Genomic DNA, 16,513 nt, shown 5'->3' with positions numbered 1-16,513 from the left:
AATGTCCATCGCTCGGCCCGATGGTCGCGGTCGGAAGTCTTGGGAGGATTGCAATGGTTCGTTGCGGCAAGATCCTGATGGCGCTTGCGCTCGTGGTGGTGGCGATGCCCGCCGCTGCGATGGCGCAGGCCACCACACCGGCGGCGCCGAGCGCGCCGGCAGCACCCGCTACGCAGGCACAGCCTGCAACGCCGCCGGCGCCGTCGGCCGAGCTGCTGAAGCCCGAGCAGTTGGAGGCTCTGGTCGCACCGATCGCGCTCTATCCCGACGAGCTGCTCGCCAACGTGCTGGCCGCCTCGACCTATCCGCTCGAAGTGGTGCAGGCCGATCGCTGGCTGAAGGAGCGCAAGAGCCTGAAGGGCGATGCGCTCAAGACCGAGGTCGAGAAGCAGGGCTGGGACGACAGCATCAAGGCGCTTGCAAGCACCGCCGATGTCCTCGCCATGATGAGCGACCAACTCGACTGGACCAAGAAGCTCGGCGATGCCTTCCTCGCGCAGCAGCCCGATGTGATGGATGCGATCCAGCGCCTGCGCAACAAGGCCTATGACAACAAGAAGCTCACCACCACCAAGCAGCAGAAGGTCAGCGTCCAGTCGCAGGAAGGCAAGCAGGTCGTCGTGATCCAGCAGGCCAATCCCGCGGAGATGTATGTGCCGTATTACGATCCGGCGACGGTGTATGGCAGCTGGCCCTATGCGGAATACCCGCCTTATTATTGGGGCTATCCGTCCTATATCGGCGCGGGCGTGGTCGCGGCCGGTCTCGCCTTCGGCACCGCCTGGGCGATCGGGCGCTGGGGCAATTACTGGGGCGGCGGCTGCAACTGGGGCAACCGCAACGTCTACGTCAATCATCGCACCACCAACATCGCCAACGGCTGGCAGCACAATCCGGCGCATCGCGGCGGTGTGCGCTACAACAACGTCAACGTTCAGCAGCGCTTCGGCAACACCAACATCAAGGCCGGCGCGTCGGATCGGATGGATTTCCGCGGCCGTGACGGCAACCAGGTGCTGCGTCCGAACCAAGGTGCAGGGGACCGCGCGGGAGACCGTGCGGGCGATCGCGCCGGAGACCGTGCAGGAGACCGCGGCGGAGCCGGTGATCGCGCCGGCAACCGCGGCGATCGTCCGAGTGCAGGGACGCGAGACCGGCCGGGTGGGGGTGATCGGGCCGGTGCAGGTGATCGGGCCAAGGGCGCGAACAAGGGCGGCGGCGACCGCGCCAAGGCTGCGAACCGTGGCGGAGGAGGCAATCGTCCCACTGCTGCCAACCGTGGCGGCGGCAATCGCGGCGGCGCGATGAATGTCTCCTCCGGCCGGTCAGCGGCCGCAGCATCCGCGCGTGGACGCGCCAGCATGGCGAGCATGCCGCGCGGTGGCGGGGGCGGAGCGAGCTTCGCCGGTCGTGGCGGCGGCGGTGGCGGCATGGCGATGCGCGGCGGCGGCGGAGGCGGCTTTGGAGGCGGCGGCCGCGGCGGTGGCGGCGGAGGCCGGCGCTCCGACATCGCGCTCAAGCACGACATCGTTCTGCTCGGCCATCTCTCGAACGGCCTCGGCTACTATCGCTTCAGCTATATCGGCAGCGACAAGGCCTATGTCGGCGTGATGGCGCAGGAGGTCGAGCAGGTGATGCCCGATGCCGTGACCCGCGGCAGCGACGGCTATCTGCGCGTCCACTACGAAAAGCTCGGGCTGACATTCCGCACCTACCGCGACTGGCTCGCCGGCGGCGCGAAGATTCCTGCGGAGGTGACGCCATGACCGGTCTGAAATCGTTCCGTCGCGCGGTGCTGCCCGGCCTCGTCGCGCTCGCGCTGTTCGGATCGGCATCGCTCGCGCAGGAATCCTACAAGACACCGGAAGACGCCGCGGCTGCGCTTGCCGCCGCGGTCAAGAGCGGCCCGAAAGACATTCTGAAAGTGCTCGGCAGGGATGCCGAGGACATCGTCTCCTCCGGCGACGAGGTCGCGGACAACGACATCCGGGCGCGCTTCACCTCGATGTACGACGCCAAGCACGACATCAAGGCGGAGGGCAACAAGACCGCGACGCTGATGCTCGGGCCGGACGACTTCCCGTTCCCGATCCCGCTGGTCAACACCAAGAACGGTTGGGCGTTCAACACCGACGAGGGCCGGATCGAGGTGCTCCGCCGCCGCATCGGCCGCAACGAGCTCGATGCGATCCAGACCATGCTGGCCTATGTCGACGCGCAGAACGATTATGCCGACAAGGACCGCGGCGAGGGCGCCGGCGTCTACGCGCAGCGCATCGTCTCTTCGCCCGGCAAGAAGGACGGCCTGTTCTGGCGCGACGACAGCGATCCGAGCCCGCTCGGCGCGCTGGCGGCGGAGGCGTCGAAGGAAGGCTATCGCGCCGGCGATGTCGGCCCCGCGCCCTATCACGGCTACTACTTCCACATCCTCAAGGGGCAGGGCCCGGATGCGCGCGGCGGCGCGCTCAACTATGTCGTCAAGGGCAAGATGATCGGAGGCTTCGGCCTGATCGCCTGGCCGGCGGAATACGGCAATTCCGGCGTCATGACCTTCCTCGTCAATCACGACGGTGTCGTCTATCAGAAGGATCTCGGCACGCGCACCGAGTTCCTCGCCGAGCGCACCACGCAGTTCAATCCCGACCAGACCTGGAAGAAGGTCGATGCCCCAAAACCTTGAACGGCGGACGCGGATGTTCCGCCTGATCGCGCTCCTGCTGCTGGCGCTCGGGCTCGCCGCGCCGACACCGTCCTTTGCGCAAGTATCCGGTCACGTCAGGGTCAAGTTCGTCAAGGCGGGCCTGCTGGTCGGCGGCGGCGCCGGCAGCGGCGTGCTGACCTATCGCGGCAAGACCTATCCGTTCAGGATCAGCGGTCTGAGCTTCGGCATCACGGCCGGCGCGACGGTCGGCCGTTTCGACGGCTGGGCCTCAGGGATCCGCGATGTCAGTGACTTCGCCGGCACCTACAGCTCCGTCGGCGGCGGCTTTGCGCTGGTCGGCGGCGTCAACGGTGTTCACCTCCGCAACGAGAAGGGCGTGACCATCGTGCTGCAAGGCCCGAAGGCGGGACTCGAGCTCGCCGCCAATATCAGTGAGATCACGATCACCCTGAAGTGAGGTTCAAGCGGGCCGCGCGGAACCAAGATCGAGAGTCAGGCGCACCGTCCTCGGATCCTCGCTTCGCGCAGGCCTGAAATCGGACTTCGCGAACACCCGCCGCATCGACGCGTTGTCGGCCAGAACCTCGGCCGTGAGCTCGCGGATCTCCTGTTCCCGCGCGATGTCGATGAGATGCCTCAGCAGCAGGGAACCGATCCCGCGGCCTTGCCAGGCATCCACCACGACGAAGGCCATCTCCGCCTCGCCGGGATTTGTGACCACATATCGGCCGCCGCCGACGATCGCGGGTCGACCCTGTTCCAGGGCCCAGGCAGCCAGCGCGACGTGATTGCTGAAATCGACGTCCATGAAGAAGGCGCGCTCCTTCTCCGAGAAGTGTCGCTTCATGACGAAGAACCGGCTCTGCAGCGAGCTCGGCCCGGTGCGCTCGATCGCGGCGAGCATGTCCGCCTCGTCGCTCGGCCGAAGCGCGCGAATTTCGACTGGGGTGCCGTCCTTCAGCGCGGCTTGCGCGCTGTAATCAGCGATTTGTGACATGCCGATGTCGCCTGGCAGCTATTGGCGCGTCAAGCAAATCGCGCCTCGTAAGCCCGTTACAGGACAAGAGCCTTTCAAGCGTGCAGGTCATCTTGACCTAGATCAACGTTCGTCCTGACCCGCCGCCGTCAATGGTCGAACGCGACGGAGAGGGCGAAACATGTCCATCGATAAGGTGCAAATTCCGGGCGGTCCGATGTCGGGCCTCGTCGCCTCGGCGGTCGAATATATGATCGACGCGGGCCAGCGCAGTGTCCTGTTCCTGGATATCATGCGCCGGCGCGGCGACCAATACAGGGAACATGTCGCGCAGACCGCGCCGCATGTTCTGCAATATTCCGCCGAATTGATCATGGACGGGCGCAAGCTGGACGATCCCGTCAACTACGCGCTGGTGCGCATCATTCCGCCCGACAATGTCGAGATCGACATGAACCGGCGGCCGTTCGTCGTGATCGATCCGCGCGCGGGCCACGGCCCCGGCATCGGCGGCTTCAAGGCCGACAGCGAGATCGGCGTTGCCATGAAGGCAGGCCATCCCTGCTATTTCATCGGGTTCCTGCCGGATCCGATGCCCGGACAGACCATCGAGCGCATCGCGCGTGCCGAAGCCATCTTCATCGAAGAGGTCATCGAGCGCCATCCCAACGCCGACGGCAAGCCCTGCGTGATCGGCAATTGCCAGGCCGGATGGGCCCTCATGATCCTGGCCTCGCTGCGCCCCGAGCTGTTCGGTCCGCTGATCATCGCCGGCGCACCGCTTGCCTACTGGGCCGGCGTGCACGGCAAATATCCGATGCGCTATTCCGGCGGCCTGCTCGGCGGGAGCTGGCTCACCGCGCTCACCAGCGATCTCGGCGCCGGCAGGTTCGACGGCGCCTGGCTGGTGCAGAATTTCGAGAACCAGAACCCGTCGAACACGCTGTGGACCAAGCAATACAACGTCTATTCCAAGGTCGACACCGAGGCGGACCGCTATCTCGAATTCGAGCGCTGGTGGGGCGGCCATGTCAACCTCAACGCCGAGGAAATCCAGTTCATCGTCGATGAGCTGTTCGTCGGCAACAATCTCGCCGCCGGCAACATCGTGATGTCCGACGGCCAGAAGGTCGACCTGCGCAGCATCAGGTCGCCGATCGTGGTGTTCTGCTCCAAGGGCGACAACATCACACCGCCGCAGCAGGCGCTGGACTGGATCCTGGATTGCTACGCCGATGTCGACGAGATCAGGGCCTATGGCCAGACCATCGTCTACACCGTGCACGAGAGCATCGGTCATCTCGGCATCTTCGTGTCTGGCGGCATCGCCAAGAAGGAGCACGCGGAGTTCTCCGGCAATATCGATCTGATCGACGTTCTTCCGCCCGGGCTCTATGAGGCCACTTTTGAAGCGAAGGGCAAGGAGACCGCGAGCTCGGAACTGGTCGTCGGCCAGTGGGTGATGCGCTGCGAGGCGCGGACGCTCGACGACATCCGCGCGATGGGCGGCAATTCCCCCGAGGACGAGCGGCGCTTTGCCACCGCCAAGCGCGTCTCGGAGATCAATCTCAAGGCCTATCAGAAATTCCTCCAGCCCTGGATCAAGGGCATGGTGACGCCCAAAGTGGCCGCGTGGGCTCACAACATGCATCCGCTGCGGCTGCAATACGAGCTGTTCAGCAGCCGGAATCCCCTTATGGCGACCGTGAAATCATTGGCCGAGAAGGCCGAGGAGGAGCGCAAGCCGGTTGCGAAGGACAATCCGTTCCTGGCGTTCCAGGAGCAGATGTCGAAGCAGATCGTCCACGCCCTGGACAGCTGGCGCGACTCGCAGGAGGCGCTGAGCGAAGCGATCTTCCTCAACGTCTATGGTTCGCCGGCGCTCCAGGCGGCGGTCGGGATCGATCCCACCTCCGTGCCATCCCAGCGGCGTGAGATGACCGCCGAACACCGCGCCATGCTCGAGAGGCGCATCGCTGAACTGAAATCGCGGATCGGCGAGGGCGGTCTACGCGAAGCGGCGCTGCGCGCCTTGCTCTATGTTGGCTCGGCGCGCGGGATGGTCGATGAACGCAGCATCGAGGCGTTGCGCCGGGTCCGCCGCGATCATGCCGGCGCGCGCATGACCCTGCCCGAGTTCAAGATGCTGGTACGGGAGCAGTTCTTCATGCTGCTGCTCGATCGCGACGCGGCGCTGGCCGCCATCCCGAAGATGCTGCCCGACGACGTCAATCTTCGCCGCGGCGCTTTCGAGGCGGTCGAGAAGGTGCTGTCCGCGAGCGAGGACGTCACCGGCGAGCGGGCCAAACGGCTGTGGCAAGTTGCCGGCTTGTTCGGCCTCGACATCGGCGGGCCTTCCGAAACGGCGTCGAATGTTGCGCCTTTCGATCCAAAGGCGAAGGCGTCGTAGCGAAAATTGCAGGGACCGGGAGCAACATCATGTCACCAGATGCGACGGCCACGCAGTCTCCCAGCAAGTACGATCGCCTGATCGCCGCTGCCAAGGCGATCCCGCCGGCGCCGACCGTCGTCGTGCATCCCTGCGACGAGACGTCGTTGCGGGGCGCCGTTGACAGCGCTGTGGCCGGCATCATCCGGCCCCTGCTGGTCGGGCCGGAGCAGAAGATCAGGGATACGGCCGCGAAATTCGGATTGGACATTTCCGGCTATGAGGTCGTCGATGCCGCGCACAGCGACGATGCCGCAGCCAAGGGCGTCGAATTGATCCATGCCGCGCGGGCCGAGCTGCTGATGAAAGGCAGTCTGCACACCGACGAGCTGATGCGGGCCGTGACGGCGAAGGTCGGGGGGCTGCGGACCGACCGGCGCATCAGCCATGTCTTCGTCATGGATGTGCCGGCCTATGCCGAAACCATCTTCGTCACCGACGCCGCGATCAACATCTTCCCCGATCTCGACGCCAAGCGCGACATCATCCAGAACGCGATCGATCTGTACACCCAGGCGAATTTCGGCAAATCGCCGCGCGTCGCCATCCTGTCCGCGGTCGAGACGGTCACGTCGAAAATCCCGTCCACGATCGAGGCGGCCGCGCTCTGCAAGATGGCGGACCGCGGGCAGATCACCGGCGGCCTGCTCGATGGGCCGCTGGCCTTCGACAACGCCATTGACGTCGAATCCGCGCGCATCAAGGGCATCAAGTCCGAGGTCGCCGGCCGCGCGCAGATCCTGGTCGTGCCCGACCTCGAAGCGGGCAACATGCTCGCCAAGAATCTCGCTTATTTCGCCAAGGCCGATGGCGCCGGCATCGTGCTCGGCGCGCGCGTGCCTGTTGTTCTGACCTCGCGCGCCGATACTCCGCGGGCCCGGATGGCGTCCTGCGCGGTCGCCGCGCTCTATGCTCATGCAAGGCGCCAGAAGGCGCCGACAGTACCGGCGTGACCGCCATGGACAGCATCCTCGTCGTCAATGCGGGCTCGTCGAGCGTCAAGTTCCAGGTCTTCGCGGCCGAGGGCGAAGGCACGCTGCGCCGGTTGATCAAAGGGCAGGTGGATGGCATCGGCAGCCGCCCGCGGCTGCGGGCGAGTGGGGCGGGCGGCGATCCCATGGCCGACCGCGCCTATCCGATCGAGGCCGTCGCGGACGTTCCGGCGGCGATGGACATTGCGGGCGAATGGCTGCGGAACGAGGTTCGCATCCATCCGCTGGCGGTCGGGCATCGCGTCGTCCATGGCGGGCCTGACTATGAGCGGCCGGTCCTGGTCGATCATGGCGTGGTGGCGCGGCTGGAGCGCTTCGTCGCGCTGGCGCCGCTGCATCAACCGCACAATCTGGCGCCGATCCGTTCGATCCTCGCCAATTTCCCTGCGGTGCCGCAGGTCGCTTGCTTCGACACCGCGTTTCACCGCACGCACGGGCCGCTGGCCGATCATTACGCCATCCCGCACCAGCTCCACGCTGAGGGCGTGCGGCGCTACGGCTTCCATGGGCTGTCCTATGAATATATCTCCCGGACCTTGCCGCAGATCGCACCTGATATCGCAAAGCGCCGGGTGATCGTCGCACATCTCGGCAGCGGCGCATCGATGTGCGCGATGAAGGGCGGACAGAGCGTCGAGAGCACCATGGGATTCACCGCGCTCGACGGGCTGCCGATGGGCACGCGCCCCGGCCAGCTCGATCCCGGCGTGGTGCTATATTTGATCTCCGAGAAGGGGATGTCGGCATCGAAGGTGCAGGATTTCCTCTACCGCGATTGCGGCCTGAAAGGTCTCTCCGGTGTCAGCAATGACATGCGCGAGCTGGAAGCAAGTCCCGATCCGCAGGCGAGGCTGGCGGTGGACTATTTCGTCTATCGCATCGGCCTCAACGCCGGCATGCTCGCGGCCGCGCTCCAGGGCCTCGACGCCTTCGTCTTCACCGCCGGCATCGGCGAGAACTCGAGCAGCATCCGCGCCCGCGTGGCGGAGCAGCTCGGCTGGCTCGGCGTGACGCTCGATGCGGCCGAGAACGCACGCCATGCGCGGCTGATCTCGACGGCGACAAGTCGCATCCCGGTCTACGTGGTGCCGACCGACGAGGAGCTGATGATCGCGCAGCACACGCTGGCGCTGCTGATGAACGGCCACTCGCAAAATCCCAGGCATGAGAGGGTGTCATGATCCCAGTATTTCCGGACAGCAAGGTCGCCCTGAAGGGGAAGAAGGGCCTCGTCGTCGGCATCGCCAACGACCAGTCGATCGCCTGGGGCTGCGCCAGGGCGTTCCGGGCACTCGGCGCCGATCTCGCCGTCACCTATCTGAACGACCGCGCCAAAAAGCATGTCGAGCCGCTGGCGCAGGCACTGGAAGCACCGATCTTCATGCCGCTCGATGTCATGGTCGAGGGCCAGACCGAAGCGGTGTTCGAGCGCATCAAGTCGGAGTGGGGCCAGCTCGATTTCCTGCTTCATTCCATCGCCTTCTCGCCCAAGGAGGCCTTGCACGGCCGCGTCGTCGATGTCGGCCGTGACGGCTTCCTCAAGACCATGGACGTCTCCTGCTGGTCGTTCTTGCGCATGGCGCATCTCGCCGAGCCGCTGATGAAGGATGGCGGCACGTTGTTCACCATGACCTATTACGGCAGCCAGATGGTGGTGGAGAACTACAACATCATGGGCGTCGCCAAGGCCGCGCTCGAAGCCTCGGTTCGCTATGCTGCCGCCGAACTGGGTCCGAAGGGCATCCGCGTCCACGCGATCTCGCCGGGACCGCTTGCGACCCGCGCGGCCTCAGGCATTCCGGAATTCGACGAGCTGATGGACAAGGCGCAATCCAAGGCGCCGTCGCGCAGCCTCGTCAGCATCGACGATGTCGGCAACGCCACCGCCTTCCTCGCGCTCGACGGCGCCAAGCTGATCACCGGCGGCGTGCTCTACATCGATGGCGGCTACCACATCATCGATTGATCGCGCCGCGCGTTGTCACGCCGGATTCGGCCGTCTGGTCACTCGGGCTGATGATGGCATATTGCCACTGTTTTGCCCGACGGGTCAACGACTTTTCGCCAAATCAGAAAAATGCATCGTGGAATCAACCCATGGCTACTGTGCATGGGGTTGTTTTCGAACTTTTGTTTCAGCGGTAGTGCAGGGCGATCAGCTCGGCGATGCAGGCGGGCTTCTTTCCGCCCTCGATCTCGATCACGAGGTGATAGTTGACGCGCAGTCCGTCGGGCGGCACGTCCTCGGCTTCGGCGACCGTGACGCGGCCGCGCAGTTTCGAGCCCGCCGGCACCGGCGCGAGATATCTGATCCGGTCGGCGCCGTAGTTCAGCGTGTTGCGCAGGCCCTTCAGGCTGAGCACCGAGCGGATGAACAACGGCGCCAGAGCGAGCGAGAGCAGGCCGTGAGCGATGGTCTTGCCGCCGGGCATCTCCTTGCTCGCGCGCTCCTGGTCGACATGGATCCATTGCTCGTCGCAGGTCGCCTCGGCGAACTGGTTGATGCGCTCTTGGGTGATCTCGATCCAGTCGCTGGCTCCGATCTCGGTGCCCACGGCGGATTTGATCTCGTCGAAGTCCGTGAAGATCCGCATGGTCAGCCTGCTCAGAGCTTCATTTCCGGAACGTGATCGGGAATGGTCAATTCCGCCTCCGTCAGCGCCAGGACCTCGCCGACGCTGACGCCGGGCGCGGTTTCCAGGAGCGTTGCCTTGCCGTCGGGGAAGCCGATCACGGCCATGTCTGTCACGACCAGGTTGACAGGCCGCGCCGAAGTCAGCGGCAGCGAGCATTTCGCCACGATCTTCGACTTGCCCTTGGCGGCGTGCTGCATGGCGACGATGACGCGCTTGGCGCCGCTGACGAGGTCCATGGCGCCGCCCATGCCCGGCACCATCTTGCCGGGGATCATCCAGTTGGCGAGAAGGCCGTGCGCATCGACCTGGAGGCCGCCGAGCACGGTGATATCGACGTGGCCGCCGCGGATCAGTCCGAACGACATTGCGCTGTCGAAGGTGGCGGCGCCCGGCAGCGCGCTGATCGGCCGCCCGCCGGCGTCCGTGAGCAGGGGATGGGCCATGCCTTGCTCGGGGATCGGCCCGGTGCCGATCAGGCCGTTCTCCGACTGGAAAAAGACCTTGAGGTCGGACGGCACGTAATTGGCCACCAGCGTCGGGATGCCGATGCCCAGATTGACGAGGTTGCCGCTGCGGAGCTCCTTGGCGACGCGCCGGGCGATGATGATCTGCGGATCCATGGCTCACCCGTTGGTGATGAGATAGTCGACGAGCGGCGCCGGTGTCATGACGTGATCGGGCGCGATGACGCCGACCGGCACGATGTTCTCCGTCGTGACGATGACGGTATCGGCGGCCATCGCCATGATTGGGTTGAAGTTGCGCGACGTCAGCGCGTAGGCGAGGTTGCCGAGATAGTCGGCGAGGAAGGCGTGCACCAGCGCGAATTGCGCCCGCAGCGCGGTCTCGAGCAGGAAGGGTTTGCCATCGACCTCGATCTGGCGCTTGCCTTCCGCAACCAGCGTGCCGACGCCGGTCGGCGTGAGCACGCCGCCGAGACCGCATCCGCCTGCACGAATGCGCTCGACGAAGGTGCCCTGCGGAATGAGATCGACCGCGATCTGGTTCGCCAGCATCTGCTGCTGGGCTTTCGGATTGAGACCGATATGTGTGGCGGTCAAGCGGGAGACCAGCGCCGCATCGAACAGCTTGCCGACGCCCTTGCCGGGCGTGGCTGCATCGTTGCAAATCAGCGTCAGCCCGGTCTTCTTCTGCCGCACGATCTCGTCGAGCAGGCGCTCCGGAGTTCCTACGCCCATGAAGCCGCCAACCATGACGCTGGCGCCTGCCGGGATCATCGCAACGGCTTCTTCGACGGAGACGGCCTTCATGATTGAAACTCCCGGTCGGCCGGCGATGCGCAGAATGGCGACGGTGCGATGTTGGCGCCGGCCGGTTGCCCTCCTTTGATCTGCATCAAGGCTCCCGGTCATTCCGTTCCGGGTGCGTCCACGCCGATGCTCGCGAGCGTCTCGCGCCAAAGCTTGCGAACGCTGTCGTGGCGCTGCTCGAGCGCCGCGCTCACGGCGTCCCGATATGGCGCAAGGTCTTCGCCCTTAAGGAACAGGATCTGCGCCTGCAACAGCCGGCTGCTCTCGAACTCGATACGGCGCAGAGCCATGACAAAGGGATCCTGCGCATTGGCCTCGACCGGGAGCAGCGCAGCCGGTCGGATGCCGGCGTGAACGGCATGGGCAAGCGTTGCGAGGTGAACCGCCTGGGCGAGGCGAGGATCTGCGATCCCGTCGATGGGCGCCGGCAACCAGGCGGTCTCCCAGGATGCGGCCATGTATCCCAGGGCAAGATCGGGAATCCACGAGGTGGCGCGCATCAGCAGCGAGACGATCTCGCTCTCACGATAGAACTGCGCGTTCAGTTCGGTCTGCCAGGCGGCATCGAGCCTCATGGGTAGGGTGAAGGCGAATTGCCGGGCGAGGGCGCCATGCGCCGAGATCAGGAATGCTGCGACCCGCGTCTGCTGCCGCCGTGGAATGCGGCTGTCGAAATCGAGAGGACCAAGGAAGCCGCTCATGGCAGCGCTCGCTTGACCGGGATGGCGCGCAGATGGTCGTAGCCGGCGGGAAACGGCGTGAGCTCGCCGCCGGGCTCGTCCGGCGCGATCCAGACCGCTTGATTGCCTTGCCAGCGCCCGGCCAGCACGTCCTCGGCAAAGCGCGCGAGCAGATCGGCGGTCAGCGCGCCTTTCTCCAGCGTGAAGGCGTGATAGGCCTTTGGCACGATGACTAGTGAGCTGTTGGGAATCTCGACGCGCAACGTCTCGTGCAGGCTGCGCGGCGTCAGGAAATCGAACTCACCGTTGAGGATCATGGTCGGAACCGTGATCGCTGACAGGCGCGGCGTCAGCGGCTGGAAGTCGAGGAAGGATTCCATCAGGTTCTGGAGCGCGTAGACGTCGTTGACGAGCCAGCCCTGACGCTTGATGCCGTCGAGCTTGTCCAGCAGCGGCTCCAGCCATTGGTCCGACAGGTTCATCGGCAGCAAGAGGTCCTGGAGGTAACTTGTGCCGCCGAGGATCAGCCCGGTCCGCAAGGCATTGCCGAGCAGCAGAAGCTGCGGCGTAAGTTCGGCGAAGCAGCTCATCGGCACGAGCCCGGACAGCCGCGCGCCATGCGCGATGGCATAGCGCAGCGCGATCAGGCCGCCGAAACTGATGCCGCTCAGGAAGACCGGGCCGTCGCCGAGCTCGTCGATCAGCAGGCGTAGCGCCGTGACCTGGTCGTCCTGACTGATGAAGAGCGTCGGCTTGTCGGAAGCGCCCTGGCCGAGCAGGTCGAAGGTCGCAACGCGAAAGCCACGCGCCAGCAACGCCTCGCGATAGGCCGACCAGAGTTCGGCATATTGCGTAAGCCCGTTCACGAGCACAAAGGCTGGAGCATCCGCCGGCCCGTCCAGCTCATAGCGTACCCGGTATGAGCCATGACTGAGGAAGGGCATTGCACTGGCCGGCGGCGGTTTCGATTGTGCGATCCTCAACGTCGGCAAGCACATTCCATTGAGTTAGATCAAAGCTCGCCCGGCTGTCCTGCCTAGCGTCTCGCCAAAATGCGCGAGGGAGGATTCCGTCATGATCGCGAGAGATATCGTCAGGCGCTGCTTGGTCAGCCTGGTCCTGCTGCTGGTCGGCACGGCGCTCGCAGTCGCACAACCCTTCACGCGGCGTTCGTCGCAGGTGCAGCATGACGGTTTGAAGAAAACTTACGAGATCGCCAACTTTCGCCTTGGCGGCAAGTATGACCTGTCGGATCCCTCGAAATGGGAGAACGGCGGCGAAGGCGGCGTCACGCTGGAGTCGCTCGGCGCCGGCAAGCTGCGCACCGCCTACATCGCCATCGGCAACGCCCGGCGTAACGCGGCCGGCGAGATCACCAATGCTGTCGTGATCAACTCCTATTATTCCGGCGACTCCACCGACATGTACGAGCAGTGGGTCAAGGGCGCCGCATTGTCGGGCGGGGTGCCGATCATCGGTCCGGGCCGGCCGATCGACACCGATCGCTATTACGTCATCATGGTCGATCCGCTCGGCACCTGGGGCGCGAGCAAGCCGTCTGACGGACTCGGCATCAAGTTTCCGCAGTACAGCTACTACGACATGGTGCAGGCGAATTACCGTCTGCTGCGCGACGAGCTGAAGGTCGCGCGCGTCGCGCTGGTCACCGGCGTCTCCATGGGCGGCACGCAGACTTACGTCTGGGGCGTGATGCATCCGGAATACATCAACGCCCTGATGCCGATCGGCGGTACCACGCAGTCGGATGGCGAGGACCCCGTCGGCAACTGGACGTTCCAGATGATGACGGCGGCGATCGAGTCCGATCCCGTCTGGCAGTCCACCAACGGCGATTACTACAAGCTGCCCAAGGAAAAGCATCCGGTCCCGGGCGTTGCATTCGGCTGGTCGATCCTCGGCATGACCGGTTACGACTTTGCTTTCCGCACGACCCAGAACTGGCCAGCGGTGCAGCCGGAGATCTTCTATTGGGATCCGCCGAACGAGAAGGCCGGCTTGAACGTCACCAACCGCGCCAAGCTCTATGACGCAGTCGACCTCGTCTGGCGCAACCGGGTCGGCGAGACGCACAACATCAACCCGTATCTCGGCCGCATCCAGGCCCGCACGCTGGTGATGCACATCACCAACGATCTCTGGCTCAACTTCAAGCTGGCGCAGAAGGCGGTCGATCGCGTGCCCGGTGCGGACCTGATCGCGCAGGAGAGCCCGGTCGCGCACTACGGCGTGTTCCCGATCATCAACCAGCGCAAGAACGATCCGAAGTTCGTCGCCTTCATGGACGACGTGGTGGCGCTCGACCGCGCCCAGAAATTCGTCGACAAGAATTACCGCGTGCCCGACGTCGCGCAGAACATCGATCCCAAGAAGTCGTTCTGGAAGGCGTATGTGACCTATCCCTATCCGGTCAAATTTGCCAACGCCAAGGACAAGAGCGGCAACGCCTGGGAGATCGGCTACATGGACGAGTATGCCGGCACCGACAAGGATCCGAAGGTGCTCGTCATCATCCACGGCAAGGGTGCGTTCGGCGGTCACTACGGCAACATCATGCAATACGCGCTGCGCAGCGGCCTGCGCGTGATCGTGCCTGACCTGCCGCATTATGGTATGTCGGGGCCCGGCAATCTCGACAAGAGCCCGGCGCGCACCATGCAGGACATGCGCGAGGTGATTTACGACCTCGTCGTCAACCAGCTCGGCGTCAAGAAGGCCTATTATCTCGGTCACTCGCTCGGCGGTCAGTTCGTCGTGGGCTACGCCCTGACCTGGCCGGATGCGGTGCAGGGCCTCGCTTTGGAAGCGCCGTCAGGCCTCGAGGAATATCCGCGCGAAATCACCATCGCCAAGGACAAGAAGGCGCCGCTGTTCGATCCGACCCTCGGCCGCGACTTCGACAAGTGGAGGCAGGTCTGGGACCAGACCGGCATCCTCGCGGCGGAAAAGGCGCGCGACGAGCAGAACATCCGCGACTTCTTCTATTTCAAGAAGCGTGACCCCAACACCGGCGTGGTCTCGACGGCGAAGAGCGGCTATTTCTTCAGCGACAGCGAATATGCCCGCCTTCACACCGAGCAGCGCGTCGGGCTCACCAAGGGCAACCCCAAGGAGCTCGAGCAGTGGTGCAACGTCTTCATCTTCGACATCTACACGATAGGCGCGGAGCTGCAGCAGGATGACCCGAAGAACCTCTATGAGCGGGTCACCCAGATCAAGGCGCCGATCTTCCTCGCGTTCGGCGACAAGGAGCCGTTCATCCCGACACCCGCGTTCAACGGGCTGACCGACCTCGGTCGTGACGTCATCACGCCGTTCATGACGCGAATGACGAATGCCGGCAATCGGCCGATGCTCAAGATCTATCCGGAGACCGGACACTTCATCCACACCGACAACCCCGTGGAATATTCCGCCGATGTGGTGGACTTCGTGACCAAGGGAACGGTCGATACCTCGTCGCCGCAAGGCACCGACCGCATGATCAAGGGCGCGGTGGTGTCGGCCTTGCCGGTGGCGCCGACGCCGCCCGGCGCGGCGCCGACGGCCGGCCTCAACAAGTAGGACCTGTCGATGCCGAGAGTGCAGGCGGGCGAGGTGCAGCTTGGCTGGCGGGAGTGGGGGCGAGGCGACGTCACGGTCGTCTTCGTCCACGGCAATCTCGCCAGCAAGGACTGGATCGAGCTCGCGGCGCCCTTGTTTCCAACCGGCTTGCGCGTCATCGCAATCGACTGGCGTGGTTGCGGTGACAGCGACCGGCCGAAGCCGACTGCGGATTACGCCAACTACTCCATGCAACAGCATGCCGAGGATATGCTGGCGGCGCTCGATGCGCTCGATATCGGCTACTGCCACCTTGCGACCCATTCGACCGGCGGCATCATCGCCGCGCGCATGCTGTTGATGCAGCCGCAGCGCTTCGGCCGCGTCTTTGCGCTCGATCCGGTGACGCCGCTCGGCATGGCCTTCAACGCCGAGCAGATCGGGTTGTTCAGGGCGATGATGGCGAGCAAGGAGCTGACGCGGTCCGTGATGGCGACCGCCGCCTCGTCGCTGTTTGTTCCGGAGAGCATGGCACCGAACATGGTCCCGCGCTTTCGCGAGGGGCTCGGCGAGATCCAGGCGCTGTTCGACCGGATCATCGAGCAGACCTTCGGCGTCTCGGAGGGGGTCTGGATCGGAACGCCGGTCAACCTGACGCGCGAGAAGGAGAGCCGCGAGCTGGAGCGGCGCATGCCGGAGATCCGGCATCCGCACCTCGTCTTGTGGGGCGAGTGGGACGGCTGGATTGCGCCGGCTGATCTGCGCGCCATGGCCGAATCGATGCCGGACTGCCGCCTGGTGGTCGTCCCCGGCATCGGCCATTCGATGAACCTCGAACGGCCGGCGCTCTATGCTGGTTATTTCGGAGCCTGGTTCGGAGGACTAGCCGCTTAACCCCCAACTCCTCGAAGGGAGAGACGTCATGGCAGAAATCAATTCGTCCGTCGAAGGTATCCGCACGGCTTTGGCCGAAGCGCTCGGCCGTCTGCGCAAGGCCAATGCGGAGTATTTCGAGATGCTGGAGAAGGGACTTGCCGCTTCCCCGCTGCCGATCGCAAACCAGGCCAAGGAATTTTCCAGCTTCATGCAGCGCAACGTCACCGCCACCTTCGACCTCGGCGATAAGCTGATCCAGGCCAAGGACATGCAGGACGCACTCAAGCTCCAGGCCGATTTCTTCCAGGACCAGATGCGGGCTTTGACCGACCAGGCGAGGACCGTGGGCGAATCGGCGATGAAAGCCGCTGGCGGCCTGTTCACCCCGAAGAGTTGACACGCCGGACGGT

General features: G+C 64.8%; 16 protein-coding genes. 10 read left to right on the top strand and 6 right to left on the bottom strand.

Annotated elements, in window-relative coordinates; all coding sequences use genetic code 11:
- Positions 1–53: 53 nt before the first annotated feature.
- From BRAGE_RS0121865 to BRAGE_RS0121855, 3 genes are read left to right on the top strand one after another with little or no spacing between them, the layout of a single operon-like run.
- The gene (locus tag BRAGE_RS0121865) at positions 54–1,766 is read left to right on the top strand and encodes a DUF3300 domain-containing protein (RefSeq protein ID WP_027559043.1); all 1,713 of its coding nucleotides are present in this window, start codon (positions 54–56) and stop codon (positions 1,764–1,766) included.
- Positions 1,763–2,680, top strand: coding sequence for a DUF2950 domain-containing protein (locus BRAGE_RS0121860; RefSeq protein ID WP_027559044.1), 918 nt, complete (start codon positions 1,763–1,765; stop codon positions 2,678–2,680). The genes BRAGE_RS0121865 and BRAGE_RS0121860 overlap by 4 nt, the downstream gene beginning before the upstream one ends.
- The gene (locus BRAGE_RS0121855) at positions 2,664–3,119 is read left to right on the top strand and encodes a hypothetical protein (protein ID WP_027559045.1); all 456 of its coding nucleotides are present in this window, start codon (positions 2,664–2,666) and stop codon (positions 3,117–3,119) included. Before BRAGE_RS0121860 ends, BRAGE_RS0121855 begins: the two co-directional genes overlap by 17 nt.
- 3 nt (positions 3,120–3,122) lie before the next feature.
- Here BRAGE_RS0121855 and BRAGE_RS0121850 read toward each other — a convergent pair whose 3' ends face one another.
- Positions 3,123–3,659, bottom strand: a complete 537-nt coding sequence (locus BRAGE_RS0121850; protein ID WP_027559046.1) for a GNAT family N-acetyltransferase — start codon at positions 3,657–3,659, stop codon at positions 3,123–3,125.
- A gap of 160 nt (positions 3,660–3,819) precedes the next feature.
- Here BRAGE_RS0121850 and BRAGE_RS0121845 point away from each other — a divergent pair, with 160 nt between their 5' ends.
- The 4 genes from BRAGE_RS0121845 to fabI are packed head-to-tail and all read left to right on the top strand — an operon-like array spanning position 3,820 to position 9,045.
- On the top strand, positions 3,820–6,048 hold the full coding sequence (locus BRAGE_RS0121845) for a DUF3141 domain-containing protein (protein WP_027559047.1): 2,229 nt from the start codon (positions 3,820–3,822) through the stop codon (positions 6,046–6,048).
- 29 nt (positions 6,049–6,077) lie between these two features.
- Complete coding sequence (locus tag BRAGE_RS0121840) at positions 6,078–7,040, top strand: phosphate acetyltransferase (protein WP_027559048.1); 963 nt, start codon at positions 6,078–6,080, stop codon at positions 7,038–7,040.
- A gap of 5 nt (positions 7,041–7,045) precedes the next feature.
- Positions 7,046–8,260, top strand: a complete 1,215-nt coding sequence (locus BRAGE_RS0121835) for an acetate/propionate family kinase (RefSeq protein WP_027559049.1) — start codon at positions 7,046–7,048, stop codon at positions 8,258–8,260.
- Positions 8,257–9,045: an enoyl-ACP reductase FabI gene (gene fabI / locus BRAGE_RS0121830; RefSeq protein ID WP_027559050.1), complete on the top strand. Its 789-nt coding sequence runs from the start codon at positions 8,257–8,259 to the stop codon at positions 9,043–9,045. The genes BRAGE_RS0121835 and fabI overlap by 4 nt, the downstream gene beginning before the upstream one ends.
- 169 nt (positions 9,046–9,214) lie before the next feature.
- Here fabI and BRAGE_RS0121825 read toward each other — a convergent pair whose 3' ends face one another.
- The 5 genes from BRAGE_RS0121825 to BRAGE_RS0121805 form a co-directional block, all read right to left on the bottom strand.
- Positions 9,215–9,673: a MaoC family dehydratase gene (locus BRAGE_RS0121825; RefSeq protein ID WP_027559051.1), complete on the bottom strand. Its 459-nt coding sequence runs from the start codon at positions 9,671–9,673 to the stop codon at positions 9,215–9,217.
- A gap of 11 nt (positions 9,674–9,684) precedes the next feature.
- Positions 9,685–10,335: a 3-oxoacid CoA-transferase subunit B gene (locus tag BRAGE_RS0121820; RefSeq protein ID WP_027559052.1), complete on the bottom strand. Its 651-nt coding sequence runs from the start codon at positions 10,333–10,335 to the stop codon at positions 9,685–9,687.
- Positions 10,336–10,338: 3 nt separating this feature from the next.
- Positions 10,339–10,986: a CoA transferase subunit A gene (locus tag BRAGE_RS0121815; RefSeq protein WP_027559053.1), complete on the bottom strand. Its 648-nt coding sequence runs from the start codon at positions 10,984–10,986 to the stop codon at positions 10,339–10,341.
- A gap of 98 nt (positions 10,987–11,084) precedes the next feature.
- Entirely contained in the window at positions 11,085–11,687 is a 603-nt protein-coding gene (locus BRAGE_RS0121810) for a hypothetical protein (protein ID WP_027559054.1), read from the bottom strand.
- Positions 11,684–12,610, bottom strand: a complete 927-nt coding sequence (locus BRAGE_RS0121805) for an alpha/beta fold hydrolase (RefSeq protein ID WP_027559055.1) — start codon at positions 12,608–12,610, stop codon at positions 11,684–11,686. Before BRAGE_RS0121805 ends, BRAGE_RS0121810 begins: the two co-directional genes overlap by 4 nt.
- Positions 12,611–12,740: 130 nt before the next feature.
- Between BRAGE_RS0121805 and BRAGE_RS0121800 the strand changes: the two genes are divergently transcribed.
- From BRAGE_RS0121800 to BRAGE_RS0121790, 3 genes are read left to right on the top strand one after another with little or no spacing between them, the layout of a single operon-like run.
- Positions 12,741–15,248, top strand: a complete 2,508-nt coding sequence (locus tag BRAGE_RS0121800; protein ID WP_027559056.1) for an alpha/beta hydrolase — start codon at positions 12,741–12,743, stop codon at positions 15,246–15,248.
- A 9-nt stretch (positions 15,249–15,257) separates the two neighbouring features.
- Complete coding sequence (locus BRAGE_RS0121795; protein ID WP_027559057.1) at positions 15,258–16,121, top strand: alpha/beta fold hydrolase; 864 nt, start codon at positions 15,258–15,260, stop codon at positions 16,119–16,121.
- A 28-nt stretch (positions 16,122–16,149) separates the two neighbouring features.
- Positions 16,150–16,500, top strand: coding sequence for a phasin (locus BRAGE_RS0121790; protein ID WP_027559058.1), 351 nt, complete (start codon positions 16,150–16,152; stop codon positions 16,498–16,500).
- Positions 16,501–16,513: the final 13 nt, after the last annotated feature.

The sequence above is a fragment of the Bradyrhizobium genosp. SA-4 str. CB756 genome, assembly GCF_000473125.1.
Lineage (GTDB): Bacteria > Pseudomonadota > Alphaproteobacteria > Rhizobiales > Xanthobacteraceae > Bradyrhizobium > Bradyrhizobium arachidis.
Note: the sequence above shows the minus strand (reverse complement) of the source record. Positions and strands in the feature narration are given on the sequence as shown.